This window comes from Kitasatospora sp. NPDC001132, from assembly GCF_053598415.1.
The window spans coordinates 97,626-121,745 of the sequence record NZ_JBSFKF010000013.1 but is presented as its reverse complement, the minus strand read 5'-3'; the positions used below and the strand labels follow the sequence as shown (position 1 = coordinate 121,745).

The following is a 24,120-nucleotide window of genomic DNA, read 5'->3' as shown; positions in this document are numbered from 1 at the left end:
CGCACGGGATCGCCCCCGATCATGACTCGATGAGGAGTGCGCGTTGAGCAACGAGAGCCTGGCCAACCTGCTCAAGGAGGAGCGGCGCTTCGCCCCGCCGGCAGAGCTCGCCGCAGCCGCCAACGTCACCGCGGCCGCGTACGCGCAGGCCTCCGAGGACCGTCTGGGCTTCTGGGCCGAGCAGGCCCGCCGCCTCGCCTGGGCCGTCGAGCCGACCGAGACCCTCGACTGGTCCAACCCGCCCTTCGCCAAGTGGTTCGCCGACGGCAAGCTCAACGTCGCGTACAACTGCGTCGACCGCCACGTGGAGAACGGCCTGGGTGACCGGGTCGCCATCCACTTCGAGGGCGAGCCCGGCGACGGCCGTTCGATCACCTACGCCCAGCTCAAGGACGAGGTCTCGCAGGCGGCCAACGCGCTGCTGGAACTCGGCGTCCGCAAGGGCGACCGGGTCGCCGTCTACCTGCCGATGATCGCCGAGGCGGTCATCGCGATGCTCGCCTGTGCCCGGATCGGCGCCACCCACTCGGTGGTCTTCGGCGGCTTCTCCTCCGACGCCGTCGCCTCCCGCATCCAGGACGCCCAGGCCAAGCTCGTCATCACCGCCGACGGCGGCTACCGCCGCGGCAAGCCCTCCGCCCTCAAGCCGGCCATCGACGAAGCACTCACCAAGGCCGACGGCGTCGAGCACGTCCTGGTGGTCCGCCGCACCGGGCAGGACACCCCGTGGACCGAGGGCCGCGACGTCTGGTGGCACGAGATCACCGCGCGCCAGTCCACCGAGCACACCCCCGAGGCGCACGACGCCGAGCACCCGCTGTTCATCCTCTACACCTCGGGCACCACCGGTAAGCCCAAGGGCATCCTGCACACCTCGGGCGGCTACCTCACCCAGGCCAGCTACACCCACCACGCGGTCTTCGACCTCAAGCCGGAGACCGACGTCTACTGGTGCACCGCCGACATCGGCTGGGTCACCGGCCACTCGTACATCGTCTACGGCCCGCTCTCCAACGGCGCCACCCAGGTCATCTACGAGGGCACCCCGGACACCCCGCACCAGGGCCGGTTCTGGGAGATCGTCCAGAAGTACGGCGTGACCATCCTCTACACCGCGCCGACGGCGATCCGCACCTTCATGAAGTGGGGCGACGACATCCCCGCGAAGTTCGACCTGTCCTCGCTGCGCGTGCTGGGCAGCGTCGGCGAGCCGATCAACCCGGAGGCATGGGTCTGGTACCGCGAGCACATCGGCGGCGGCCGGTGCCCGATCGTGGACACCTGGTGGCAGACCGAGACCGGCGCCATCATGATCAGCCCGCTGCCGGGCGTCACCGAGACCAAGCCGGGCTCGGCCCAGCGCGCCCTGCCGGGCATCGCGGCCACCGTGGTGGACGACAACGCCGTCGAGGTGCCGAACGGCTCCGGCGGTTACCTCGTGCTCACCGAGCCGTGGCCGTCCATGCTCCGCACCATCTGGGGCGACGACCAGCGCTACATCGACACCTACTGGTCGCGCTTCGAGGGCCGCTACTTCGCCGGTGACGGCGCCAAGAAGGACGAGGACGGGGACATCTGGCTGCTGGGCCGGGTGGACGACGTCATGCTCGTCTCGGGCCACAACATCTCCACCACCGAGGTCGAGTCGGCCCTGGTCGGCCACCCGTCCGTGGCCGAGTCCGCCGTGGTCGGCGCGACCGACGCCACCACCGGTCAGGCCATCGTCGCCTTCGTGATTCTGCGCGGCGGCGTCGCCGACAGCCCCGAGCTGGTCGAGGAACTGCGGGCGCACGTCGGCCGCACACTCGGACCGATCGCCAAGCCGAAGCAGATCAAGGTGGTCGGCGAGCTGCCGAAGACCCGCTCCGGCAAGATCATGCGCCGCCTGTTGCGCGACATCGCCGAGGGCCGCGAGGTCGGTGACACCACCACCCTGGCCGACAGCACGGTGATGAGCCAGATCCAGGCCCAGCTGCCGTCCTCGGACAACGGCAACGGCTGAACCCACCCGGCCGGTGACGGCCGAGCCCCTTGAGACAACGGCTGTGCCCCGGGCGGCAACCACCGCCCGGGGCACAGCCGTTTCCCGCAGGCGTTTCCCGCAGCTGTCTCCCGTAGCCGTTACCGCAGCCGTTTCCCAGAGCCGGATCCGTCAGCCGTTACGTCACCACCCCCCGTGACTGCTGCGCCCCGGGGTGCAGAACCAGTCCACAGGGTTTAAGTCCTTTAGTAAGACAATCCGGATGTCACCCAAACGTCCCGCTAGACTATTAAGGACGCATCAAGACCCTTGACAGGAGTCACGGGCGTCACAGGGCGCGCCGGGAAGTCTGGTCGGCAACTGCACCACCCGTGCATCCGTTGCCGCTCCCAGTCCCAGGAGGTCCCGCGTGACCGATCAGCCGCCCGTCCACGAGCCGACGACCCGCCGCCGGCAGTTCCTCGGTCGGCTGTCACTACCCGAGCGAACCTTCATCACCGACGCCCTGCGCACCGAGACGGTCGGCGGCATGCTGCTGCTGGGCGCCGCCGTCGTCGCACTGATCTGGGCCAACGCCTGGCCTCAGGCCTACCAGAGCGTGCTCGACTACACCGTCGGCCCCTCCACCCCGCTCCACCTCGACCTCTCCCTGGCCACCTGGGCCAAGGACGGCCTGCTGACGATCTTCTTCTTCGTCGCCGGGATCGAGCTCAAGCGCGAGTTCGTCGCGGGTGAGCTGCGCACGCCCAGCGCCGCGCTGCTGCCCGTCATCGCCGCCGTCTGCGGGGTGGCGCTGCCCGCGATCCTCTACGTCCTGGTGAACTCCGGCAGCGGCGGGCATCCCGGTGGCTGGGCGATCCCGACCGCCACCGACATCGCCTTCGCACTCGGGGTACTGGCCGTGGTCGGCAGCCACCTGCCCTCCCCGCTGCGCGCCTTCCTGCTCACCCTGGCGGTGGTCGACGACCTGATCGCGATCCTGATCATCGCAATCTTCTACAGCCACGGCATCAAGTTCTGGGCGCTCGGCCTCGCCTTCGCCGGCCTGGTGCTGTTCTGGTTCCTGCACCGGCGCGGTGTCCACGGCTGGTACCTCTTCGTACCGCTGGCCTTCGTGACCTGGGCGCTGATGCACGAGAGCGGCGTCCACGCCACGGTGGCGGGCGTCGCGATGGGCCTGATGCTGCGCTGCCACCGGGAGGGCGACGAGCAGCACTCCCCCGGCGAGCACATCGAGCACCTGGTCCGCCCGCTCTCGGCCGGCCTGGCCGTCCCGGTGTTCGCGCTGTTCTCGGCCGGGGTGGCCGTCTCCGGACCGAAGCTGCGCGAGGTGTTCACCCAGGCCGCCCCGCTCGGCATCGTGATCGGTCTGCTGGTCGGCAAGTCGATAGGCGTGCTCGGCGGCGCCTGGCTGACCGCCCGGTTCACCAGGGCCGAGCTGAACCCGCAGCTCAAGTGGGCCGACATGGTCGCGGTCTCGGTGCTCGCGGGCATAGGTTTCACCGTCTCGCTGCTGATCAGCGAGCTGGCGTTCCCGGACGACCCGGCGCTCGCCGCCCGGGCCAAGACGGCCGTGCTGGTCGGTTCGGTGCTCTCCGCGGTGGTCGCCACGGTGCTGCTGAAGCTGCGCAACCGGCACTACCGCGCACTGTGCGAGGAGGAGGACCGCGACGTGGACGGGGACGGCATCCCGGACATCTACCAGGAGGACGACCCGGCCTGGCGGGCGCGGGTCGGTGAGTTCACCCACCGGGCCGGCGAGGAACACAGCCCCGGCCCCGACCCGAGCCCCGACCCGAGCCCCGACTCCGGCCACGCCTCCGACCCGCGCTCCGGCGCCGACCCGGGCTCCGCCTCCGACCCGAGCTCCGGCTCCGGTTACCGGGGCCGCCCCGGACAGCCCGACTGAGGCGCCCGCAGGCTCCCGGCGAAGGCGCCCGGAAGCCCCCCGCCGCCGGGACACGTCCCTCCCGCGGGGCCCCGGAGTGGTGTCCGACTGACCGGTAGGGGCATGATTCTGAGCTGTCGACAACCCACAGACGCCTCCGGGACTCCCCACCGGCCCCGGAACCGCTACCCGCGGCGGCGTCACGCCGCACAGCCGCAGAGGAGAACAGCTGATGCCCACAGGAGCCGCAGACCCGTCCAGCAACGGCCGGGTGCCCTACGAGGGCGAGCGTTCGGTGGGGCAGCTGTTCGCGGCGGCCACCGCCGACCTGTCCGCGCTGGTCCACGACGAGATCGCGCTCGCCAAGGCCGAGATCCGGGCGGACGTCAAGCGCGGCGTCTCCGGCGGCGTCTCGCTGACCGTCGCCGGCGTGGTGGCGCTGTTCTCCATCCCGATGCTGAGCGCCGCGGCGGCCTTCGGCATCCACGCGCTGGGCCTGTCGCTGGGCTGGTCGTTCCTGGTCGTGGCGGGCGCCTACCTGCTCCTCGCGGTGCTGCTCGGGATGCTGGCCTGGCGCTCGTTCAAGAAGATCGAGAAGCCGGTCCGCACCATCGAGGGCGCCCAGAAGACCGCCGACGTGCTGAAGAACGCCCGGCCGCGCCCGGCCACCCAGGAGGAGATCGACCGGGCCTTCGGCCGCATCCCGTAACCGACCCGGCCCGGCCTACCGACACACCGGGCCCAACGACGCACCGGTACAGCGCGCACCGGCAAACCGGCGCACCGACGGCCCGGCACCTGCTGGACCGTCGGCACGTCGGCCTCGGCTCCCCCGGACGCCCCGGACACCCCGGGCCCGCCGAGGCGGCCGGGGCCCCAGCAGCCCCGACGGCCCCAGCGGCCCCGCATCGACAAGCACCGAAGGCACCGAACCCGCCGACAGCGAGTGCCGGGCACGTGTCGGGCCCGCGGATGTGACACGCTCTCGGTATGCCGCTTGACCAGAAGCCCGTGCCCGCGCAGCCGTCCGCCGACTCCGGCCCCGACTCCGACGCCGGACTCACCCCCGAGGGCTCCGTCGACCCCGACGAGCCCGGCGCCGCCCCCAAGGGCACACCCGAGGGCATCGGCCTGGCACCCGCGCGGGAGCCCGACCGGGAGCCCCGCGCGGCGGCATCCGCCGGGTCCCCGGCGGACGGCGACGAGGCCTGGAGCATCCGGCAGCCCGGCCCGTGGACGCACCGCGACCTCGCGGCCAACGGCGCCCGCTTCCACATCGCCGAGCTGGGCTCCGGCCCGCTGGTGCTGCTGGTGCACGGCTGGCCCGAGTACTGGTGGGCCTGGCGGCACCAGCTGACCGCGCTCGCCGAGGCCGGCTACCGCGCGGTGGCGCTCGACCTGCGCGGCATCGGCGGCAGCGACCGCACCCCGCGCGGGTACGACCCGGGCAACCTCGCCCTGGACATCACCGGGGTGATCCGCTCGCTCGGCGAGCGCCGGGCCCACCTGGTCGGGCACGCCTCCGGCGGCACCCTGGCCTGGGTGGCGGCGGTGATGCGACCGTCCGTCCTCCAGAGCCTCACCGTGGTCTCCGCAGCGCACCCGAGGGACCTGCGCCGGGCGCTGCTGACCGACCGCCGGCAGTTCGCCGCCTTCGAGCACGTGCTGGGCTTCCAGCGGCCGTGGATACCCGAACGCCGTCTGGTGGCCGACGACGCCGAGCTGGTCGGCCACTACCTGACGTCCTGGACCGGCCCGAACGGTCTGGACGAGGCCGCGGTGCGCGCGTACCGGCAGGCGATCCAGATTCCCAGCACCGCGCACTGCTCGATCGAGCCGTACCGCTGGCTGCTGCGCTCGATGGCCCGGCCGGACGGCATCCAGTTCGCCCGGCGGATGAAGAAGCCGATCACCGCGCCGACCCTGCACGTCCAGGGCGCGGCGGACCCGGTGCTGCTGTCGCACACCGCGCTCGGCGGCGGCGAGTACGTCGCGGCGCCGTACCGCTGGCGGCTGCTGCCGGGGGTCGGGCACTTCCCGCACGAGGAGGCGCCGGAGGAGTTCACCGCCGAGCTGCTGGACTGGGTCGGCCGCCACAAGGAGTGACCCGGCACGGAGTCGGCGACGGGCCGGGCACGGAGCCCGACACGGGGCCGGACACGGCCGTACGTGCGGTCGGGCGGAAGGGTCCTTGGCCCCAACTCCCTTACTTTGTCGCTCATATGACAACCGCATAGGCCAATTTCGGCGAAGCCCGGGCGGTTACCTCCACCGGCCCAGGGGCATCCATTCCGGTATGAGTTGGATGCCCGAAAGCGGCGGCGCCCCGCGCGGCCGACGTCACAACAGCCCCCAGCGCTCCGCCCACCGTCCTGACCGGGCGGACGACCTCGGCTTCGACGGCCCCGACGGCCGTCAGCGCTCGGAGCGGCGGCAGCTCGGCATCCCCCGCATCCTCGGCCGGCGCGCCCGCTGGGTGGGCGCACGACTGCGGCGCGAGACCTGAGGCCTCGCGCCGCATCCGTCCACGGCCCGAACGCACGGGCCGAACGCACCCGGCCACATGCACCGGCCGAACGCGCCGGCCACAAGCGCCGGGCCGCCCACACCGGGCCGCACGCACCGGCCGCCCACAGGCCGAGCGCCCCGCCCGGCTCCCCGTTCAGTTGACGATCGTCGGCGACAGCGCGGTGAACCAGAGCAGGACGAAGGTCGCCACCGACATGATCGGCACCAGCACCTTGGTCTCGACGCTGTTGCCGCTGCGCTTGATCAGCACGATCTCGTAGCGCTCCTTGTGCGGCCAGAGCAGCGGTGCGCCCTTCTTGGTCAGGCAGTCGCCGAGCAGGTGCGCCAGCGTGCCCAGGCCCACCGCGTACGGCAGCCAGCCGGGCGAGTTGGGCATCCAGGTGTTCATCCCGAAGGTGCCGAGCGCGGCCAGGCCGATGACGGTGATCCACGCCTCCGGTCCGTCGCCCGGCGGGCAGAGCCGCAGGGCCCGGATCGCAAGCGCCAGCAGGAAGAAGGTCATCCCGAGGGTGAAGTTGCGGCCCAGGTAGGTGACCCCTGCCCAGGTCCCGCCGCCCATCAGCGCGACGAACAGCAGCGAGTGGGTGGCGTGCCGGTGGCCGCCGGAGATCCAGGCCACGAAGCGGCAGAGCACCTTGGAGACCGGCCCGAGGAAGTTGGCGATCGAGCCGTCGTGGTGGTCGAGGTCGGGCAGCAGGGCCGCGCCCGCGCACAGCACCGTACCCATCAGTATGTCCGCCGGCTGCAGCGTGGTGTGCAGCAGCAGCGGGGGCAGGAAGGGGGCCGAGGCGGCGTACAGCATCGCCCCGCTCACCGCGTGCGAATGACCCATCATCGGACTGCCGGTCCCTCCCGTCGGCCCACACCGGGACGGCGCCCGGTTGAGCCGAACGGGTGAGCGCGGCCGACGCTACCAGGGCCACCTGACGGAGCGACGGATATCGGACGGTCCGGCCCGGCGCGCCCGCCGGCCGCTCCCGGAGCCGGGCCCGTACCCTCCCCGGCCACTCCCGGGGCCGGGCCCGCACCCTCCCCGGCCGCTCCCGCACCCTCCCCGCCCCCGCCCGGTCAGAGCGCGCAGCCCTGGGTGTCCACCCGGGCGGTCGCGGCGCCGCCCTGCTCGACGTCCTCGCGCACCTCGGACGCGGTCAGCACGTAGCCGGTGTCCGCGCTGTCCAGGGACTTGGCGAAGACCACGCCGTACACCTCGCCGTCCGGGGTGAGCAACGGGCCGCCGCTGTTGCCCTGCCGGACCACCGAGCGCACCGAGTAGACGTCGCGGACCACCTGCCCGCGGTGGTAGATGTCCGGGCCGTTGGCCTGGATCCGGCCGCGGATGCGGGCCGGCTGGACGTTGAAGGCGCCGTTCTCCGGGAAGCCCGCCACGATCGCGCTGTCGTTGGTCTTCGCCTCGCCCGCGAAGGCCAGCGCGGGCGCGTTCAGCTTGGGCACGTCCAGGACGGCGATGTCGCGCTGCCAGTCGTAGCGGACCACCGTCGCGTCGTACAGCTGCCCGACGCCGCCGATCTGCACGGTCGGCTCGTTGACCCCGCCGACCACGTGGGCGTTGGTCATCACCCGGTGCGGGGCGAAGACGAAGCCGCTGCCCTCGAGGGTCTTGCCGCAGGAGGTCGCGGTGCCGACCACCTTGACCAGGCTCTGCCGGGCCCGGGCCACCGCCGGGCTGGCGGCCAGCGCGGGGTCGGGGCTGTCGACCTGGGTGATCGGCTCGTGCTCGAAGGGGTTGAAGACCTGCGGGAAGCCGTTGCGGGCGAGCACCTTGGAGAAGTCCGAGAACCAGTTCGGCGCGTCGTCGGGCAGCGCGTTCTGCACTCCGCCGAGGACCGCCGAGGAGCGGACCTGCCGGGAGACCGTCGGAAGGGACGCCCCGGCCAGCGCCGAGCCGATCAGCCAGGCCACCAGCAGCATCGAGACGACGTTCACCACCGCGCCGCCGCTCGCGTCCAGCACCCTGGCCGGGCGCCGCCCGATGTGCCCGCGCAGCTTCCAGCCGTAGTGCGCGGTGATCGCCTGGCCGATCGCGGCGAGGACGATCACCACCACGACCGCCACCACCGAGGCCGTGGTGCCGGGGCCGATGTGGTCGAGCACCAGCAGCGGCAGCAGCTCGACGGCGAGCAGGCCGCCGCCGAGGAAGCCGACCAGTGAGAGCACGCCGACCACGAAGCCCTGCCGGTAGCCCGACACGGCGAATGCCACGGCCGCGGCGATCAGCAGCCCATCCAGGACGTTCACTCGGACACCCTCCCACGGTCCGCGCGCCGGACGCGCCGACGGCCGGTCACGAAGCGTCGGCTTCGCCGCCCGGCAGCACCCGGGAGTGTTCGAGGTCGCCCCGGACCAGCGCCAGCGCGTCGTCCGGGAGGTCGACGATCCGGGACGGGTCCCAGGGCAGCTCCAGGCCGCTGTGGTGCAGCACCCGGTCGATCACCCCGGCGGTGAAGCCCCAGACCAGCCGCCCGGCGACCGAGAAGGCCGGGCCGAGGTGCCCGGACGGCTGGCGCAGCCGCACCCGGTTCGCCGGGTCGGCCAGCTCCGTGATGGGGACCCGGAACACCGCGCCGGTCTCGGCCGTGTCCACCGGGCGCACCGGCGTCTCCTCGCGCCACCAGCCGAGCACCGGGGTCACCACGAAGCTGCTCACCGGGATGTACAGCCGGGGCAGCTCCGCGAACACCTGCACCCCGGCCGGGTCCAGTCCGGTCTCCTCCCAGGCCTCGCGCAGCGCCGCCGCGATCGGGCCCGGGCCGTTCGGATCGCCGTCCTCCGGGTCCAGCACACCGCCCGGGAAGGACGGCTGCCCGGCATGCGAGCGCAACGAACGGGCCCTCTCGATCAACAGCAGGTCCGGCCCTTGGGGCCCCTCGCCGAACAGCATCAGCACGGCCGCCGGACGGCCGCCCTCGGCCGGTGGCAGGAAGCGGCTCAGCTGCTCCGGCAGCACCCGCTCGGCCGCCACACGGACCGGCTCCAGCCAGGCCGGCAGCCCGTCCGGCTCGATGCCCCGCGCGACTCCCCCGGCTTCCGGCCCGGGGTGCCCGCACCGCCCGCTCACGCGTCCACCGCCAGGTCCGCGACCCGTCCCTGGTGGACGGCGGCGTCCGCGCGGGCGGCCGCCTCACCGGGGAAGTCGGCCGGCGGCCGCAGCCGCTGCCCTGGCTGGCCGCCCATCTCGTACTTCAACAGTTTGCGTGCCTTCTCCGGGTCGGTCTCCCCCTCGCCGTACGAGGGGCAGAGCGGCGCGATCGGGCACGCGCCGCAGGCGGGCTTCTGGGAGTGGCAGATCCGGCGGCCGTGGAAGACCACCCGGTGCGAGAGCATCGTCCACTCCGACTTCGGGAAGATCTCGGCGACGGCCGCCTCGACCTTCACCGGGTCCTCCTCGGTGGTCCAGCCGAACCGTCGGGCCAGCCGCCCGAAGTGGGTGTCCACGGTGATGCCGGGAACACCGAAGGCGTTGCCGAGGACGACGTTGGCGGTCTTGCGGCCGACGCCCGGCAGGGTCACCAGGTCGGCCAGGCGGCCCGGGACCTCGCCGCCGAACTCGTCGCGCAGCGCTATCGAGAGGCCCAGCAGCGACTTCGCCTTGTTCCTGAAGAAGCCGGTCGGGCGGATGATCTCCTCCAGCTCCTCCGGGTTCGCCGCCGCCATGTCCTCCGGCGTCGGGTACTTCGCGAACAGCGCCGGGGTGGTCTGGTTCACCCGCAGGTCGGTGGTCTGCGCCGACAGCACGGTGGCCACCAGCAGCTGGAAGGGGTTCTCGAAGTCCAGCTCGGGATGCGCGTACGGGTACAGCTCCGCCAGTTCGCGGTTGATCCTCCGGGCCCGACGCACCATCGCCAGGTGCGATTCCGGCTTCCTCGGCTTCACCGCCGCCTTCTTCGCCACCGGCTTCTTCGCCGCGGCCTTCCGGACCTTGCTCTCTGCCATGCACGAAGGCTACGCCGACCGGCGGACCGCTCGTGGCCGATCAAGCACGGAAACCGGCCCTGGCAAGGCCTGTTGTCCGATGAACTCCGCCCGCGGCCGTCACCTGTGAGGGGGAGTGCGCGGAGGACCGGGGTCCTGCCGGCGGAGGGCCACGGCGTGGTGCGCGGCGCGTTGACGGTCCTCCTCGCGTACGAGGAGGACGCGGAGCTCGTCGCCGTCCCGGAGGCCGGTGACACCGGACCGGTGCACCACGCCCGCCTGCGCGCCGCGTTCGCCGCCCGCGCGCTCGGTCTCCCCGGCGAGGACGCCCGGGCACCGCCAGTGCCGCGGCGGCGCCGTTGACGCCTCGTCACCCCCTCGGCGGCTCAGCCCACGGTGCGGCCGATCGTCCCCTCGAGGCTGTTCAGCAGCCCGCTGAGGGCCTCGGCGAGCCGGTCCTGCTCGGCGGGGGTGAGGCCGGCGAGCAGGGCGCGGTCGTAGGCGACGAGTTCCTGGATCAGTCCGTCCACCAGCGTCCGGCCCTGCTCGGTGAGCGCGAGGTGGGCGACCCTGCGGTCCCGGTCGTCGGTGCGGCGGCTGACCAGGCCGCGCTCCTCCAGCAGCCGCAGCCGCTTGGTGACGGCGGCGCCGGAGGCGAAGCTCTCCCGGGCCAGCTGGGTGGGGGTCAGCTCGCGGTCGAGGCGGAGCAAGGCGCCGAGGATGTCGAACTCGGCGCGGGTGAGGCCGGCCCGGGTGAGCGGGTCGGGGGTCTGCTGGAGCAGCGCGGCGCAGCGGTTGATCCGGCCGAGGACGGCGATCGGGCCGGTGTCCAGCCCCGGGTAGGCCCGCTCCCACTGGCGCAGCACACCTGCGACGACGTCCTCCACGCGTGCTGCTCCCGTTCTGCGGCCTGCCGATCGGCTTCGATCCTAGGCCGTGTCCGGCAGGGGCCCGGCCGGGTCGGGAAGGCGGCCGCGGCCGCGGCGTTCCAGCAGGGCGGCCAGCAGGTGGTGGGCCTGCTGCTCGGTGGCGGTGGCGCGCTGGTGCGGGAGGTCGGGGCGGCGCCACTCGCCGGCGGCGGTGTCGGTGGCCTCGCGCAGCTCCAGCAGGGCGGTGGCGAGGCCGGTACGGGCGGCGCGCGCCTCCGGGGCGCTCACGGCCTGGTCGACGCGGACGGCGGCCAGCGCCCGCTGTCCGGCGGCCTCGGCTCCGGCCAGGGCGCGGGCCAGTCGGGCGGCGGTGCGGCGGTTGGTGACCAGCAGGCAGGCCGCGAGGCCGGTGAGCGCGCCGACGCAGGTGTCCAGCCAGCGGTCGGCGACCAGCGCCCCGGCCGGCTGGGGGCCCGCGAACTCCGTCATCAGCAGCGCCAGAGGGGTCACGAAGACCGTCGCCAGCCAGTAGCTGCGGGCGATCGTCGCCTCCGCGCCGAACTGGCAGACCAGCCCGAGCCCGATCAGCGCCGCCGGGCCCGAGTGCGCGAGGGGCAGCGCGGCGGTGAACAGCGGCAGGCCGAGCAGGTTGCCCAGCACCCGCTGCAGGGCGCGCTGCCAGGAAAGCGTGCTGTTGGCCTGGAACACCGAGGCCGCGGTGACCACCGCCCAGTACGGCCGGCCGACGCCGAGCGCCAGCGAGAGCCACCCGGCGGCGGCGCAGCCGACCGCGACGCGCAGCGCGATCGGCAGCAGCGCCGACCCGGGCCGCAGCGCCCGCCGGAGCGGTGGCCGGGTGCCGGGGCGGCGGGCGGCCGGCTCGGCGGCCTCCGCCTCGGTGAGGTCCGGCGACGGCAGCGGGCGGCCGCGCCGCAGGTCGCGGGCCCAGCCGAGGTACCGCGCGGCGTCCTCGGGCCGGGCCGGTCCGGCCAGTGCGGCCTCCGCGCGCACCAGCAGCCGCTCGGGCGCGTCGCCGAGGGCGCGCCGCCGGGCCGGGGCGGAGAGCGCGAGGCTCTGCCAGGCCGCCTCGACCGCGCCGACCAGGGCGGTACGGGCGGCCCCGTCCGGCGCGCCGGGCCCGGTCCGCAGCAGCCGGGCGGCGGCCTCCAGCGCGCGGGCGGTGGCGATCCGCTCCGGCCCGTACGGGCGCACCAGGGCCGGGGCCATGCAGACCAGCCAGGCCAGGGTGGCGCCGAGCACGGTGAGTGCCAGGTGCGGCGGGACCTCGGCGAGCCGCTGCGGGACGAAGGCGCAGCTGGCGGAGGTGAAGGTGATGATCAGGCTGCCGGGCGGGCCGACCCTGGCGGCGTCGCAGAGCAGTTTGTGCAGAGCGGCGAGCACCGCCGCCACCGCGACCAGGACGGCGGCGTCCCGGGTCAGCGCGGCGGCGGTGAGGGCGGCGCCGGTGCTGAGCACGGTGCCGAGCAGCACGCCGGCCAGTGTCCGGGCCCGGGCCCGGTAGGGCAGGCCGTGCCCGTACAGCGCGCCCAGGCCGCCGGCCGCGGTGTAGAGGGCGAGGTCGAGCCGGCCGAGGCCGAGCAGGGCGAGGTCGAGCGCGCCCAGGGTGACCACGGCGCTGAGCGCAGGCTTGTGCCAGCCGTCTCCGGCCGGACCGACCCGAACTGCCTGACGGAACTGGGCGGTTGTGACCATACAAAAAGATTAGCAGGTAATTTACCCGTAAAGTATATCCTCTCGGACTCCCCGCGCGCACCCGGCCCCGGACAGTAGATTGCCGCCGGACCGATGAGTTGCGCGGCGAACCCCGGTCCATCCCCCTGACCGACTCGCACGACCGAAGGAACACCCGATGAGCACCGTGGTCTCCACCGACGGCACCGTCCTCGCCTGCTCCGTGACCGGCTCCGGCCCGGCCGTCGTCCTGGTCGACGGCGCGCTGTGCCACCGCGGCGTGGGGCCGAGCGCCGCGATCGCCGAGCAGCTGGCGGCGCACCACACCGTGTGGACCTACGACCGGCGCGGGCGCGGCGACAGCGGGGACAACGGGCCCTTCGCGGTGGAACGCGAGATCGAGGACCTGGCCGCCGTCATCACGGCGGCGGGCGGCTCGGCCCGCGTCTTCGCCCACTCCGCCGGCGCCGCGCTCGCCCTGCGGGCCGCCGCCGCGGACATCGGCATCACCCGGCTCGCCGTCTACGAGCCGCCGTTCAGCACCGAGGAGGCGCAGAGCGAGCGCTTCCGCGAGTACGTCGCCGAGCTGACGGCGGCGCTCGCCGAGGGGCGCCGCGGGGACGCCGTCGCGGCCCTCATGGTCTACGCCGGGGCGCCGGCGGAGGCGGTGGAGGGCATGCGCGGCGCGCCCGGGTGGTCACTGTTCGAGGCGGTCGCACCGACCCTGGCCTACGACGCGGCGGCGCTCGGCGACCGGACCGACTCGGCCGTCCCGGTCGACCTGCTGGCCACCGTCGCCGTACCGACCCTGTCCCTGGACGGCGGCGACAGCCCGGAGATGCTGCGGGCCCCGGCCCGCGCGGTGGCGGCGGCCGTGCCCGGCGCCGAGCACCGGACGCTGGACGGCCAGACCCACGAGGTGGTGGCCGAGGTGCTGGCGCCGGAACTGGTGGCGTTCTACGCCTGACGCACGGCCGGTGCCGCGGGGCGACCGTCTATTCGATCAAATCGCACAGAGATTCGACAAAAGGCTCCCGGCACCGGCTCCGCCCGGTAACCGGCCGGTACGAATGGCCCCGCACGGCACACCTCGGCACACCCCCTCCTCATATGATCGGAGCGACATGCGCCATGCTTGGTGACGCAGAACACTGAACGGAACTTGCGCCGGACGGCCCACCCGCCGTACGGCCGAGAAGGAGGAAGCACGTGGACGACGTTCTGCGGCGCGCCGCACTCTTCGCGGCACTCGACGACGAACAGGCCGGCGAGCTGCGCGCTTCCATGACCGAGGTCACCCTCGCCCGTGGGGAGTCGCTGTTCCACGAGGGCGACCCGGGCGACCGGCTGTACGTCGTGGCGGAGGGCAAGGTCAAGCTGCACCGCGCCTCGCCGGACGGCCGCGAGAACATGCTGGCCGTGCTCGGCCCCAGCGAGATGATCGGCGAACTGTCGCTGTTCGACCCGGGCCCGCGCACCGCGACGGCCAGCGCGCTGACCGAGGTCAAGCTGCTGGGCCTCGGTCACGGCGACCTCCAGCCCTGGCTGCACGCCCGCCCCGAGGTCTCCATCGCGCTGCTGCGGGCCATCGCCCGCCGACTGCGCCGCACCAACGACGTGATGTCCGACCTGGTCTTCTCCGACGTGCCCGGCCGCGTCGCCAAGGCCCTGCTGGACCTCTCCCGCCGGTTCGGCGTGCAGTCCGAGGAGGGCATCCACGTCGCCCACGACCTCACCCAGGAGGAGCTGGCCCAGCTGGTCGGCGCCTCCCGCGAGACGGTCAACAAGGCGCTCGCCGACTTCGCCGGCCGCGGCTGGCTGAAGCTGGAGGCCCGCGCGGTGGTCCTGCTGGACGTCGAGCGGCTGTCGCGCCGCTCGCGCTGACGCCCGCGAACGCGGAAGGGCCCGTCCGATCGGACGGGCCCTTCCGCGTTCGCGGTCAGTCGAGCTCGGGGATCAGCCCGTGCTCCTCCAGGTAGTCCAGTTGGGCCCGCACCGACAGCTCGGCGGCCGGCCAGAGTGCCCGGTCCACGTCGGCGTAGACCCTGGCCACCACCTCGGGCGCGGTCCGGCAGCCCGTCTCGACCGCCGTCTCCACCTGGGCGAGCCGGGCCGCCCGGTGGGCCAGGTAGTAGTCGACGGCGCCGAGCGCGTCCGCGAGCACCGGGCCGTGGCCAGGCAGCACGGTCCGCACGCCGTGGTGCGAGGCCATGGTGTGCAGCCGGCGCAGCGAGTCCAGGTAGTCGCCGAGCCGGCCGTCGGGGTGCGCGACCATCGTGGTGCCGCGGCCGAGCACGGTGTCGCCGGTGAGCACCGCGCCGTCGTCCGGCAGGTGGAAGGTCAGCGAGTCCGAGGTGTGCCCCGGGGTGGCCACCACCCGCAGGTCCAGGCCGCCGACGTCCAGGCGCTGGCCGCCCACCAGGCCCTCCGAGCCCAGCCGGTGTGCCGGGTCCAGGGCCCGCACCTCGGTGCCGGTCAGCTCGGCGAAGCGGGCCGCGCCCTCGGAGTGGTCGGGGTGGCCGTGGGTGAGCAGGGTCAGCGCGACCCGCTTGCCCCGCTCCTCCGCGAGGTCGATCACCCGGCGCAGGTGGCCCTCGTGCAACGGGCCCGGGTCGATCACCACCGCGAGGTCCGAGCCGGGCTCGGAGAGCAGCCAGGTGTTGGTGCCGTCCAGCGTCATCGGCGACGGGTTCGGTGCCAGCACGCACAGCGCCCGAGGGGTGGCCTCGCCGCCGACGACGGCGGCGGGGTCGCCCGGCAGGATTCCGCTCACCGGCCGCCTCCGCCGTCTCGGTGCAGGGCCCGCAGCGGCAGCACCCGGGTGAGGGCGCGCTGCGCCACCTCGGCGAACGGGACCTGGCTGTCACAGGCGGGGGTACGGGGAGTCAGGCGGCGGGCGGGCATCTCTGGCGCCGTCCGGCGAGCCACGTCGTTGTGGGTCATCGGGCGTCGGTCCTTTCTCTGCGTCGGTACGGGTCGGTCACGTCGTGCGGGAACACGGGCCCGCGCGGTCCTACGGGCCTCGCGGGATTCGTACGGGCCTCGCGACCCCGACGGGTCCTGCGGGTCCTGCGGATCGTACGGATCGTACGGATGGTCCCAGTGGGTGGAACGGTCAGGAGCCCTCCGGGAACTCCCCGTCGATGGTCAACTCCTCGTGACCGGGCCAGCGGACCGTCAACCGGTCGCCGCGGACCTCGGCCCGGCCCAGGACCGGCGCCAGCCGGCGGTCGGCCGCCGCGGCCAGCGCCTCGGCCGCGGTCCGCACCGAGGACAGCTCGCGCAGCACCGTCACGGTCGGCGGCAGCATGCCGAACCGGCCCTCCCGGTAGCCCCGCACCGCCTCGGCCGGCGTCAGCCAGGCGACCCGGTCGGCCTCGCCGACCTCCAGGGCCGCGCGCTGGCCGGCCGGCAGCGCGGCGACGAAGAACCAGGTGTCGTAACGCCGTTCCTCGAACTCCGGGGTGATCCAGCGGGCCCAGCCGCCCAGCAGGTCGCTGCGCAGCACCAGGCCGTGGTCGCGGAGGAACTCGGCGAAGGACAGCTCGTGCGCCTCCAGCGCGGCCCGTTCGGCGGACCAGTCGCGCGGTGCGGCGATGCTGTCGGAGTCGGGGCCGGCCAGCAGCACGCCGGCCTCCTCGAAGGTCTCGCGGACCGCCGCGCAGACCACCGCCCGCGCCGTCCGGGCGTCCAGCCCGAGCCGCCGGGCCCACTCCTCGGGAGCCGGTCCGGCCCAGCCCGGCTCGACCTCGGCATCCCGCGGGTCCACCCCACCGCCCGGGTAGGCGTACATCCCGGCCGCGAAGGCCATCGAGGTGCGCCTGCGCAGCAGGTAGGCCTCGGGCCCGTCGGCGGCGTCGCGCAGCAGCACGACCGTCGCGGCGGCCTTGGGCACCGGCGGGGTCACCGCGCCGGATTCGACCGCCCGGATCCGGGCGGGCCAGCCGGGCGGCATCGGGAGCGTCGTCGCTCGATGGTCCATGCCCGGATGCTAGGGCGTGTCCGACGATTCCCGCCAGGCTCACCGGTCGATCGGACACCCTCCGGTCACACGGAGGCGGGGCCGGAAGGTGTCCGGCCCCGCCTCCGCGATCAGGCTCAGGCGGCCTTGACGCGCACCACGAGCTCGACCTCGACCGGGGCGTCCAACGGCAGCACCGCGACGCCGACGGCGCTGCGGGCGTGCACGCCGGCGTCGCCCAGCACCTGGCCGAGCAGCTCGCTGGCACCGTTGACGACGGCCGGGACGGCGATGAAGTCGGGGGCGGCGGCGACGAAGCCGACGACCTTGACGACCCGCTCGATCCGGTCGAGGTCGCCGATCACCGACTTCACGGCGGCCAGGGCGTTCAGCGCGCAGATCTGCGCCAGCTCCTTGGCCTCCTCCGGGGAGACCTCGGCGCCGACCTTGCCCGTGGTCGGCAGCTTGCCGCCGACGACCGGGAGCTGGCCGGAGGTGAACACGAGTTCGCCGGACTCCACGGCCGGCACGTAGGCGGCGACCGGGGCGGCCACCGGAGGCAGGGTCAGGCCCAGCTCGGCGAGCTTCTCCTCGACCTTGCTCATGCGTTCTTCTCCCGCTTGAAGTAGGCCACCAGCTGCTCCGGGTTCGGGCCGGGCACGACCTGGACGAGCTCCCAGCCGTCCTCGCCGAAGTTGTCCAGGATCTGCTTGGTGGCGTGCACCAGCAGGGGCGCCGTCATGTATTCCCACTTGGTCATGGCCAGACTCTAGACGAGCCGTCGCGGCGAACCGCGCCGCCCGCCCCCGGGCGTGTGAGGTGGGGCACAAAGAGGGCATGATCGGGCCTGACGACCCAGGTGCTCCGGGCATCCGGTGCGCTCCCTGGTTACCCTCGCGAGAGGGCACCCTGGTGAGGGGCACCCTCGTCAGGAGGGGACGCCCGTAAGACGGAGACGGACGGAGACGGAGCGTGGCACGCACCCCCGACCAGGCGGCCCGGCGCGACCCCGACTGGGAGGGCGTCCGGCTGCACGTGGTCAGCGGCAAGGGCGGCACCGGGAAGACCACGCTGGCCGCGGCGCTGGCCCTGGCGCTCGCCGCGGACGGCGGACGGGTGCTGCTGATCGAGGTCGAGGGCCGGCAGGGCGTCGCCGAGCTGTTCGGGATCGCCGCACTGCCGTACGAGGAGCGCCGGATCGCCTCGGTCTCCCGCCCCCAACTGGGGCTCCCGGCCGGGGAGGGCGGGCCCGGCGAGGTCTTCGCGCTGGCGATCGACACCGAGCTGGCGCTGCTGGAGTACCTGGAGATGTTCTACAAGCTCGGCCGGGCCGGGAAGGCGCTCCAGAAGGTCGGCTTCGTCGACTTCGCCACCACCATCGCGCCCGGCGTGCGGGACGTCCTGCTCACCGGCAAGGCCTGCGAGGCGACCAGGCGCAAGGACCAGGACGGCCGGCGGCGCTACGACGCGGTGGTGATGGACGCCCCGCCGACCGGGCGGCTGACCCGGTTCCTGAACGTCAACTCCGAGGTCGCCGGGCTGGCCCGGATCGGCCCGATACACACCCAGGCGCAGGCCGTGATGCGGGTGCTGAAGTCGCCGGAGACCGCGGTGCACCTGGTCACCCTGCTGGAGGAGATGCCGGTGCAGGAGACGGTCGACGGCATCGCGGAGCTGCGCGAGGCGAAGCTCCCGGTGGGCGGGGTGATGGTCAACATGGTCCGGCCCCCGGTGCTGGACGCGGCGGCGGTGGCCGCGGTGGACGGGGACCACCGCGAGGAGGTCGCCCTGGCGCTCGGGGAGGCCGGGATCGGCGGCCGCACACGCACCGCGGAGAAGGTCAGGGCGGCGGTGGAGCCGCTGCTCGACCCGCTGCTGGACCAGGCCAGGGAGCACGCCGAGCGGGTCGAGCTGGAACGCGCGCAGCGCGCCGACATCCAGCAACTGCGGCTCCCCACGTACGAACTTCCGCTGCTGGGCGAGGGCGTGGACCTCGGCGGGCTGTACCGGCTGGCGGGCGAACTGAAGCGGCAGGGGGCGGCATGACCTCGAACAGCGGGGTGCGGAGCACCGGGCGGCGGCTCGCGGTGGACGAGCTGATCGACAACCAGAAGACCAGGATCATCGTCTGCTGCGGCTCCGGCGGCGTCGGCAAGACCACCACCGCCGCGGCGCTCGGCCTGCGGGCCGCCGAACGCGGCCGCAAGGTCGTGGTGCTGACCATCGACCCGGCCCGCCGGCTCGCCCAGTCGATGGGCCTCACCGAGCTCGACAACACCCCCAGGGTGGTCAAGGGCGTCAGCGGTGAGGGCGAACTCCAGGCCATGATGCTGGACATGAAGCGGACCTTCGACGAGGTCGTGCTGGCCCACGCCGAGCCCGAACGGGCCCGGGCGATCATGGAGAACCCCTTCTACCAGTCCCTGTCGGCCGGCTTCGCGGGCACGCAGGAGTACATGGCGATGGAGAAGCTCGGGCAGCTGCGCGCCGCCGAGGAGTGGGACCTGATCGTCGTGGACACCCCGCCGTCCCGCTCGGCGCTGGACTTCCTGGACGCGCCCAACCGGCTCGGATCCTTCCTGGACGGCCGGGTGATCCGGATCCTGACCGCCCCGGCCAAGGTCGGCGGGCGCAGCGCGATGCGCTTCCTGAACGCCGGGATGGGCCTGCTCACCGGTACCCTCGGCAAGATCTTCGGCGCCCAACTGCTCACCGACGTGCAGACCTTCGTCAGCGCGATGGACTCGATGTTCGGCGGCTTCCGGGAGCGCGCGGACCGCACGTACCAGCTGCTCAAGGCGCCGGGCACGGCGTTCCTGGTGGTGGCCGCGCCGGAGCGGGACGCGCTGCGCGAGGCGGCGTACTTCGTGGACCGGCTGGCCGCGGACCGGATGCCGCTGGCCGGGCTGGTGCTCAACCGGGTGCACGGCACCGGGGCACCGCAGCTCACCGCGGAACGGGCGCTGGCGGCCGCCGAGACGCTGGAGGAGAACGGCTCGGAGCACGCCTCGCCGGAGGCCGAGCTGCTCGCGGCCGGGCTGCTGCGGCTGCACGCCGAGCGGATGCAGATCATGGGGCGCGAACGCCGCACCCGCGACCGCTTCGTCTCGGTGTACCCGGACGTGCCGATCGTGGAGGTGCCGGCGCTGCCGGGGGACGTGCACGACCTGGACGGCCTGCGGGCCATCGGGGAGCGGCTCAACGGCGCCGAGTAGCCGACGGTGTGGCGTGGCCTCTCGCCGGAGCCGCGGTCTCGCCGGGGGGCGATCTGGCCGGATCCACGGCCCGGTTGACGGCGCGGGGGTGACCGCCGGCGCGCGGTGGCCCGCGCCCGAGGGCCGACCGGCCCGGACCGCGCGGTGCGGCCGGGCTCAGCCCGCCTGGGCGTAGTCCGTCAGTATCACCCCGGTCGCGAGGGACTCCTCGTACTCGGTGCGCGCCGTCTCCAGCAGCTTCCGCCACGAGATGACGGTCGGGCGGCGGCGCAGCAGCGCCCGGCGCTCCCGCTCCGTCATCCCGCCCCACACCCCGAACTCCACCCGGTTGTCCAGGGCGTCCGCGAGGCACTCCGTCCGGACGGGGCAGCCGCTGCACACCGCCTTCGCGCGGTTCTGTGCCGCCCCCTGGACGAACAGTTCGTCCGGATCACTCGTGCGACAGGCGGCCTGCGCACTCCAGTCGTCAACCCAGCCCATGCCGGCGCCGTCCTCTCCCGTATTCGAGGCTCCCCCACGGCGGCAACGGCATATTCACCGTTGCCAGTTGAGGACGTTACGGAAGAACGACAGCTTGCAACAGCCCCTTCGGGCTCAATCTCGAATGACCCAATCGGACTATGGGTGGCGATCAGCTCACTCGTTGGAGTGATCGCAGGTCGCACACCTTGCCAAGAGCGGCGCCCCCACGCTCGTCACAGGAGTCGTCACGGAGAGCAACCGGCCACACGGACACAACAGGTCACAGTCGCCTCAGAACCCGGCCATCGGCGGGCAATCCGGGCAACTCTCCTCGCCCACAAGAGTGAATGATGTTGACGCACCGAAGCTGTCGCAAGCTTGTGACAAGCCTAGGCGAACACCTGCCCCGGTGTGCGGGAATCCGCAACGTAGGGTTCTCCTCATGGCACCGAAGCGCCCTCAGGCATCCCAGCCCCCAGGCAACACCGGAGCTCCGCGCGGCAAGGCCGACGGATCCCCGATGGAGCACGTCGGCAACGGCGTCAAGTTCCTGGGCGTCAGCGTGCTCTCCGGAGTCCTGCTGGCAGGCCTCGCCCTGCCCGCGGTCGGCGCCATCGGGCTGACCGCCAAGGACACGGCGGAGAGCTTCTCCAACATCTCCGACGACTTCAAGACGCCGCCGCTGACCCAGGCGACCCAGATCTTCGACGCCAAGGGCGGCCTGATCGCCAAGGTCTACGAGCGCGACCGCACCGTCATCACCGCCGACCAGATGTCGCCGTTCATGCGGCACGCCCAGGTGGACATCGAGGACGCCCGCTTCTACGAGCACGGCGCCGTCGACCTCAAGGGCGTGCTCCGCGCGATCAGCAAGAACGCGGAGAGCGGCACCACCGCGCAGGGCGCTTCGACGCTGACCCAGCAGTACGTGAAGAACGTCAACGTGGAGAAGGCAGGCGACGACCAGGCGGCCGTCCTGGAGGCCCAGCGCAAGACCCTGGGCCGCAAGATCCAGGAGCTCAAGGTCGCCATCAAGCTGGAGGAGGACCTGTCCAAGGACCAGATCCTCACCAACTACCTCAACATCACCTTCTACGGCCACCAGGCCTACGGGGTCGAGGCCGCCTCCCAGCGCTACTTCAGCAAGAGCAACAAGGACCTGACCATCGCCGAGGCCGCCACCCTGGCCGGCATGGTGCAGAACCCGTCGTCCTACGACCCGGTGCGCTACCCCGAGAACACGGTCAAGCGCCGCAACGTCGTGATCGACAAGATGCTGGAGAACAAGCACATCACCGCCGACCAGGCGAAGGAGGCGAAGGCCGCCCCGCTGGGCCTGAAGTACAAGGACCCGCAGAACGGCTGCATCACCGCCCAGGCCGGCATGGGCTTCTTCTGCGACTACGTCCGCCACGTGGTCAAGCAGGACCCGGCCTTCGGCAAGAGCGCCGACGAGCGCAAGAAGGTGTGGAACACCGGCGGCCTGAACATCTACACCACGCTGGACCCGGACAAGCAGGCCGCCGCCCAGAACGCCGTCACCAAGAAGGTCTACGTGACCGACACGGTGTCGGCCGCCGCGACCATGATGGAGCCGGGCACCGGCAAGATCCTCGCGATGGCCCAGACCCGCCCGTACGGCCTGGACTCCAACAAGAACCAGACCGTCGTCAACCTCAACGTGGACGCCGCGATGGGCGGCGGCAACGGGTTCCAGACCGGTTCGACCTTCAAGCCGATCCTGGCCGCGGCCGCGCTGGAGTCTGGCATGTCGAACACCCAGTCGTTCCCGTCCGAGAACAAGATCGAGTACCCGCAGATGTCCACCTGCTCGGGCACCTGGAAGAACACCGTCAAGCCCAAGGAGACGGTGAAGAACGAGCAGGACAGCGAGGTCGGGCCGTACCAGCTGAAGGAGGCGATGGCCCGCTCGGTCAACACCTACTTCGTGCAGATGGAGCAGCAGGTCGGCCTCTGCGCGATGAAGCAGATGGCCAACAAGCTGGGCATCACCCAGTCCGCCAAGGGCGACGCCTTCCAGGAGGTGCCCTCGATGGTCCTCGGCACCCTGGAGCTCTCGCCGCTGACCATGGCGAACGTCTACGCGACCTTCGCCGCCCGCGGCAAGTACTGCACCCCGGTCGCGATCAACAAGATCACCACGGTGGACGGCAAGGACATCCCGGTCCCGCAGTCCCAGTGCAGCCAGGCCTTCTCCGAGCAGACCGCCGACTCGCTCAACGCCGTCCTGCTGAACGTGACCGAGAAGGGCACCGCGGCCGCCCTGACCATGGACGACGGCCGCAAGATCGCCGGCAAGACCGGTACCACCGACGAGAAGAAGGCCGCCTGGTTCAGCGGCTACACCCCGTCGCTGGCCACCGCGGTCTGGCTCGGCGGCCCGGCCGGCGGCGTCAAGATGAAGAACATCACCATCGGCGGCAAGCCCTTCACCGAGGTGTTCGGCGCCGACGGCCCCGGCCCGATCTGGGCGATGGCGATGAACCAGGCGCTCAAGGGCACCCCGCTGGAGCCGATCCAGACCGCCAGCATCCCGGACCCGCAGCCGGCCGCTCCCGCGCCGGGCGCCCCCGCGGCCGGCGCCACCCCGCCGGCCGCCGACCCGAACGCCCCGCAGCCCGGCGGCAACCCCCCGCCGCCGCAGCAGGGCGGGAACCCCGGCCAGGCCGGTGGCCAGCCCGGCGGGCTGCCGGGCGGCTTCCCGGGCGGGTTCACCTTGCCGCCCCTCCCCGGGGGCGGGAACGGCGGCCGGCACGGCGGCGGCAACGGGAACGGGAACGGCTGACCCGGCGGCCGGGTGACCGGCCCTCCGGAACATGCCGAAGGGGCGCCCTCCAGCGCGGAGGGCGCCCCTTCGGCATGTTCCCGGGGCGTGCTCGCGGGGCGCGCTCGCGGGAGCGGCCGGGCGCGCCGGTTCAGGCCAGGGCGGCCTTCACCGCGGCGGCGACCCGGCCGCCCTCGGCCAGGCCGTCGACCTTGGGCTTCACCAGCTTCATGACGGCGCCCATCGCCTGCGGGCCGCTCGTGCCGCCCTCGGCCACGGTGGCCACGGCGGCCGCGACGATCGCGGCCAGCTCCTCGTCGGAGAGCTGCTTGGGCAGGTAGGCCGCCAGCACCTCGCGCTCGGACCGCTCGCGGGCCGCCTGGTCCGTCCGGCCGGCGGTGTCGAAGGCCTCGGCCGCCTCCCGGCGCTTCTTCGCCTCGCGAGCGATCACCTTCAGCACGTCGTCGTCGGACAGCTCGCGCTTCTGCTCGCCCGCCACCTCCTCGCTGGTGACGGCGGTCAGGGTGAGCCGGATGGTGGACGCGCGAAGCTCGTCCCGTTCCCTGATGGCAGCCGTGAGGTCCGCTTGCAGCTGCTCCTTGAGCGTTGTCATTTCCTCTTCTTATCCTTCGGCCGTGGGTGGGCTCAACCAGGTTTCCGCTGGGCATCCACCGGGATTTCCGCAGTTGAACGAGTATCCCCGACGGTCCCGGCCGGCCGTCGCCCGACAGCGCACGGGTCGCAGGCGGTTCCGCTCGGAAGCGGGCGACGATCCGGGGCGGGAACGCGCGGCGGTCGAATCCGTGAA

The 24,120-nt window shown here is 73.1% G+C and carries 24 protein-coding genes; 11 read left to right on the top strand and 13 right to left on the bottom strand.

From position 1 onward, the window contains the following. The first annotated feature begins 43 nt into the window (after window positions 1–43). From acs to ACWDBE_RS19715, 5 genes are all read left to right on the top strand, one after another. Window positions 44–2,002: an acetate--CoA ligase gene (acs, locus tag ACWDBE_RS19735; protein WP_449808649.1), complete on the top strand. Its 1,959-nt coding sequence runs from the start codon at window positions 44–46 to the stop codon at window positions 2,000–2,002. Window positions 2,003–2,390: 388 nt separating this feature from the next. Beyond that, window positions 2,391–3,890: a Na+/H+ antiporter NhaA gene (nhaA, locus tag ACWDBE_RS19730; RefSeq protein WP_449808648.1), complete on the top strand. Its 1,500-nt coding sequence runs from the start codon at window positions 2,391–2,393 to the stop codon at window positions 3,888–3,890. A 211-nt stretch (window positions 3,891–4,101) separates the two neighbouring features. Continuing rightward, window positions 4,102–4,578 (top strand): phage holin family protein, encoded by a 477-nt coding sequence (locus tag ACWDBE_RS19725; RefSeq protein WP_449788446.1) that lies wholly within the window; start codon window positions 4,102–4,104, stop codon window positions 4,576–4,578. A gap of 281 nt (window positions 4,579–4,859) precedes the next feature. Then, on the top strand, window positions 4,860–5,975 hold the full coding sequence (locus ACWDBE_RS19720; protein ID WP_449808647.1) for an alpha/beta fold hydrolase: 1,116 nt from the start codon (window positions 4,860–4,862) through the stop codon (window positions 5,973–5,975). 190 nt (window positions 5,976–6,165) lie between these two features. Then, window positions 6,166–6,375, top strand: coding sequence for a hypothetical protein (locus ACWDBE_RS19715; RefSeq protein ID WP_392868227.1), 210 nt, complete (start codon window positions 6,166–6,168; stop codon window positions 6,373–6,375). A 156-nt stretch (window positions 6,376–6,531) separates the two neighbouring features. On the opposite strand, the gene ACWDBE_RS19710 is transcribed toward ACWDBE_RS19715, so the two are convergent. The 4 genes from ACWDBE_RS19710 to nth form a co-directional block, all read right to left on the bottom strand. Next, on the bottom strand, window positions 6,532–7,233 hold the full coding sequence (locus tag ACWDBE_RS19710) for a metal-dependent hydrolase (protein WP_449788448.1): 702 nt from the start codon (window positions 7,231–7,233) through the stop codon (window positions 6,532–6,534). Between the two features lie 233 nt (window positions 7,234–7,466). Then, window positions 7,467–8,654, bottom strand: coding sequence for a MarP family serine protease (locus tag ACWDBE_RS19705; RefSeq protein ID WP_449788449.1), 1,188 nt, complete (start codon window positions 8,652–8,654; stop codon window positions 7,467–7,469). 46 nt (window positions 8,655–8,700) lie between these two features. Continuing rightward, window positions 8,701–9,474, bottom strand: coding sequence for an NUDIX hydrolase (locus ACWDBE_RS19700; protein ID WP_449788450.1), 774 nt, complete (start codon window positions 9,472–9,474; stop codon window positions 8,701–8,703). After that, window positions 9,471–10,349: an endonuclease III gene (gene nth / locus ACWDBE_RS19695; protein ID WP_392868237.1), complete on the bottom strand. Its 879-nt coding sequence runs from the start codon at window positions 10,347–10,349 to the stop codon at window positions 9,471–9,473. The genes ACWDBE_RS19700 and nth overlap by 4 nt, the downstream gene beginning before the upstream one ends. A gap of 171 nt (window positions 10,350–10,520) precedes the next feature. Here nth and ACWDBE_RS19690 point away from each other — a divergent pair, with 171 nt between their 5' ends. Continuing rightward, on the top strand, window positions 10,521–10,691 hold the full coding sequence (locus ACWDBE_RS19690) for a hypothetical protein (RefSeq protein WP_449808646.1): 171 nt from the start codon (window positions 10,521–10,523) through the stop codon (window positions 10,689–10,691). Between the two features lie 23 nt (window positions 10,692–10,714). Here ACWDBE_RS19690 and ACWDBE_RS19685 read toward each other — a convergent pair whose 3' ends face one another. Next, a complete protein-coding gene (locus tag ACWDBE_RS19685) occupies window positions 10,715–11,215 on the bottom strand; it encodes a MarR family winged helix-turn-helix transcriptional regulator (RefSeq protein ID WP_449788452.1) in 501 nt (166 codons plus the stop codon). Between the two features lie 42 nt (window positions 11,216–11,257). Then, window positions 11,258–12,910, bottom strand: a complete 1,653-nt coding sequence (locus ACWDBE_RS19680) for an FUSC family protein (RefSeq protein WP_449808645.1) — start codon at window positions 12,908–12,910, stop codon at window positions 11,258–11,260. Between the two features lie 157 nt (window positions 12,911–13,067). Between ACWDBE_RS19680 and ACWDBE_RS19675 the strand changes: the two genes are divergently transcribed. Beyond that, entirely contained in the window at window positions 13,068–13,856 is a 789-nt protein-coding gene (locus ACWDBE_RS19675) for an alpha/beta fold hydrolase (RefSeq protein WP_449788454.1), read from the top strand. A gap of 242 nt (window positions 13,857–14,098) precedes the next feature. Further along, window positions 14,099–14,773, top strand: coding sequence for a Crp/Fnr family transcriptional regulator (locus tag ACWDBE_RS19670; RefSeq protein ID WP_030288117.1), 675 nt, complete (start codon window positions 14,099–14,101; stop codon window positions 14,771–14,773). A gap of 55 nt (window positions 14,774–14,828) precedes the next feature. Here the strand turns inward: ACWDBE_RS19670 and ACWDBE_RS19665 are convergent, their stop codons facing one another. The 5 genes from ACWDBE_RS19665 to ACWDBE_RS19645 all read right to left on the bottom strand — a co-directional run bounded on the left by ACWDBE_RS19665 (window position 14,829) and on the right by ACWDBE_RS19645 (window position 17,610). Further along, a complete protein-coding gene (locus tag ACWDBE_RS19665) occupies window positions 14,829–15,662 on the bottom strand; it encodes an MBL fold metallo-hydrolase (RefSeq protein WP_449788455.1) in 834 nt (277 codons plus the stop codon). Next, window positions 15,659–15,832 (bottom strand): hypothetical protein, encoded by a 174-nt coding sequence (locus ACWDBE_RS19660; protein ID WP_449788456.1) that lies wholly within the window; start codon window positions 15,830–15,832, stop codon window positions 15,659–15,661. The genes ACWDBE_RS19665 and ACWDBE_RS19660 overlap by 4 nt, the downstream gene beginning before the upstream one ends. 172 nt (window positions 15,833–16,004) lie before the next feature. Continuing rightward, a complete protein-coding gene (locus ACWDBE_RS19655) occupies window positions 16,005–16,871 on the bottom strand; it encodes an NUDIX hydrolase (protein ID WP_449808644.1) in 867 nt (288 codons plus the stop codon). 116 nt (window positions 16,872–16,987) lie between these two features. Then, entirely contained in the window at window positions 16,988–17,455 is a 468-nt protein-coding gene (locus ACWDBE_RS19650) for a RidA family protein (protein ID WP_449788458.1), read from the bottom strand. Further along, window positions 17,452–17,610 (bottom strand): DUF4177 domain-containing protein, encoded by a 159-nt coding sequence (locus ACWDBE_RS19645; RefSeq protein ID WP_094743074.1) that lies wholly within the window; start codon window positions 17,608–17,610, stop codon window positions 17,452–17,454. The genes ACWDBE_RS19650 and ACWDBE_RS19645 overlap by 4 nt, the downstream gene beginning before the upstream one ends. Before the next feature lie 212 nt (window positions 17,611–17,822). On the opposite strand from ACWDBE_RS19645, the gene ACWDBE_RS19640 reads away from it, so the two are divergent. Together ACWDBE_RS19640 and ACWDBE_RS19635 are read left to right on the top strand one after the other, a co-directional pair. Continuing rightward, window positions 17,823–18,896: an ArsA-related P-loop ATPase gene (locus ACWDBE_RS19640; protein WP_449808643.1), complete on the top strand. Its 1,074-nt coding sequence runs from the start codon at window positions 17,823–17,825 to the stop codon at window positions 18,894–18,896. Beyond that, the gene (locus ACWDBE_RS19635; protein ID WP_449788460.1) at window positions 18,893–20,065 is read left to right on the top strand and encodes an ArsA family ATPase; all 1,173 of its coding nucleotides are present in this window, start codon (window positions 18,893–18,895) and stop codon (window positions 20,063–20,065) included. Before ACWDBE_RS19640 ends, ACWDBE_RS19635 begins: the two co-directional genes overlap by 4 nt. Before the next feature lie 156 nt (window positions 20,066–20,221). On the opposite strand, the gene ACWDBE_RS19630 is transcribed toward ACWDBE_RS19635, so the two are convergent. Next, complete coding sequence (locus ACWDBE_RS19630; protein ID WP_195911063.1) at window positions 20,222–20,545, bottom strand: WhiB family transcriptional regulator; 324 nt, start codon at window positions 20,543–20,545, stop codon at window positions 20,222–20,224. A gap of 424 nt (window positions 20,546–20,969) precedes the next feature. Between ACWDBE_RS19630 and ACWDBE_RS19625 the strand changes: the two genes are divergently transcribed. After that, the gene (locus tag ACWDBE_RS19625) at window positions 20,970–23,333 is read left to right on the top strand and encodes a transglycosylase domain-containing protein (protein ID WP_449788461.1); all 2,364 of its coding nucleotides are present in this window, start codon (window positions 20,970–20,972) and stop codon (window positions 23,331–23,333) included. Window positions 23,334–23,463: 130 nt separating this feature from the next. Here the strand turns inward: ACWDBE_RS19625 and ACWDBE_RS19620 are convergent, their stop codons facing one another. Beyond that, on the bottom strand, window positions 23,464–23,925 hold the full coding sequence (locus ACWDBE_RS19620) for a GatB/YqeY domain-containing protein (protein WP_449788462.1): 462 nt from the start codon (window positions 23,923–23,925) through the stop codon (window positions 23,464–23,466). Between the last annotated feature and the right edge of the window lie 195 nt (window positions 23,926–24,120).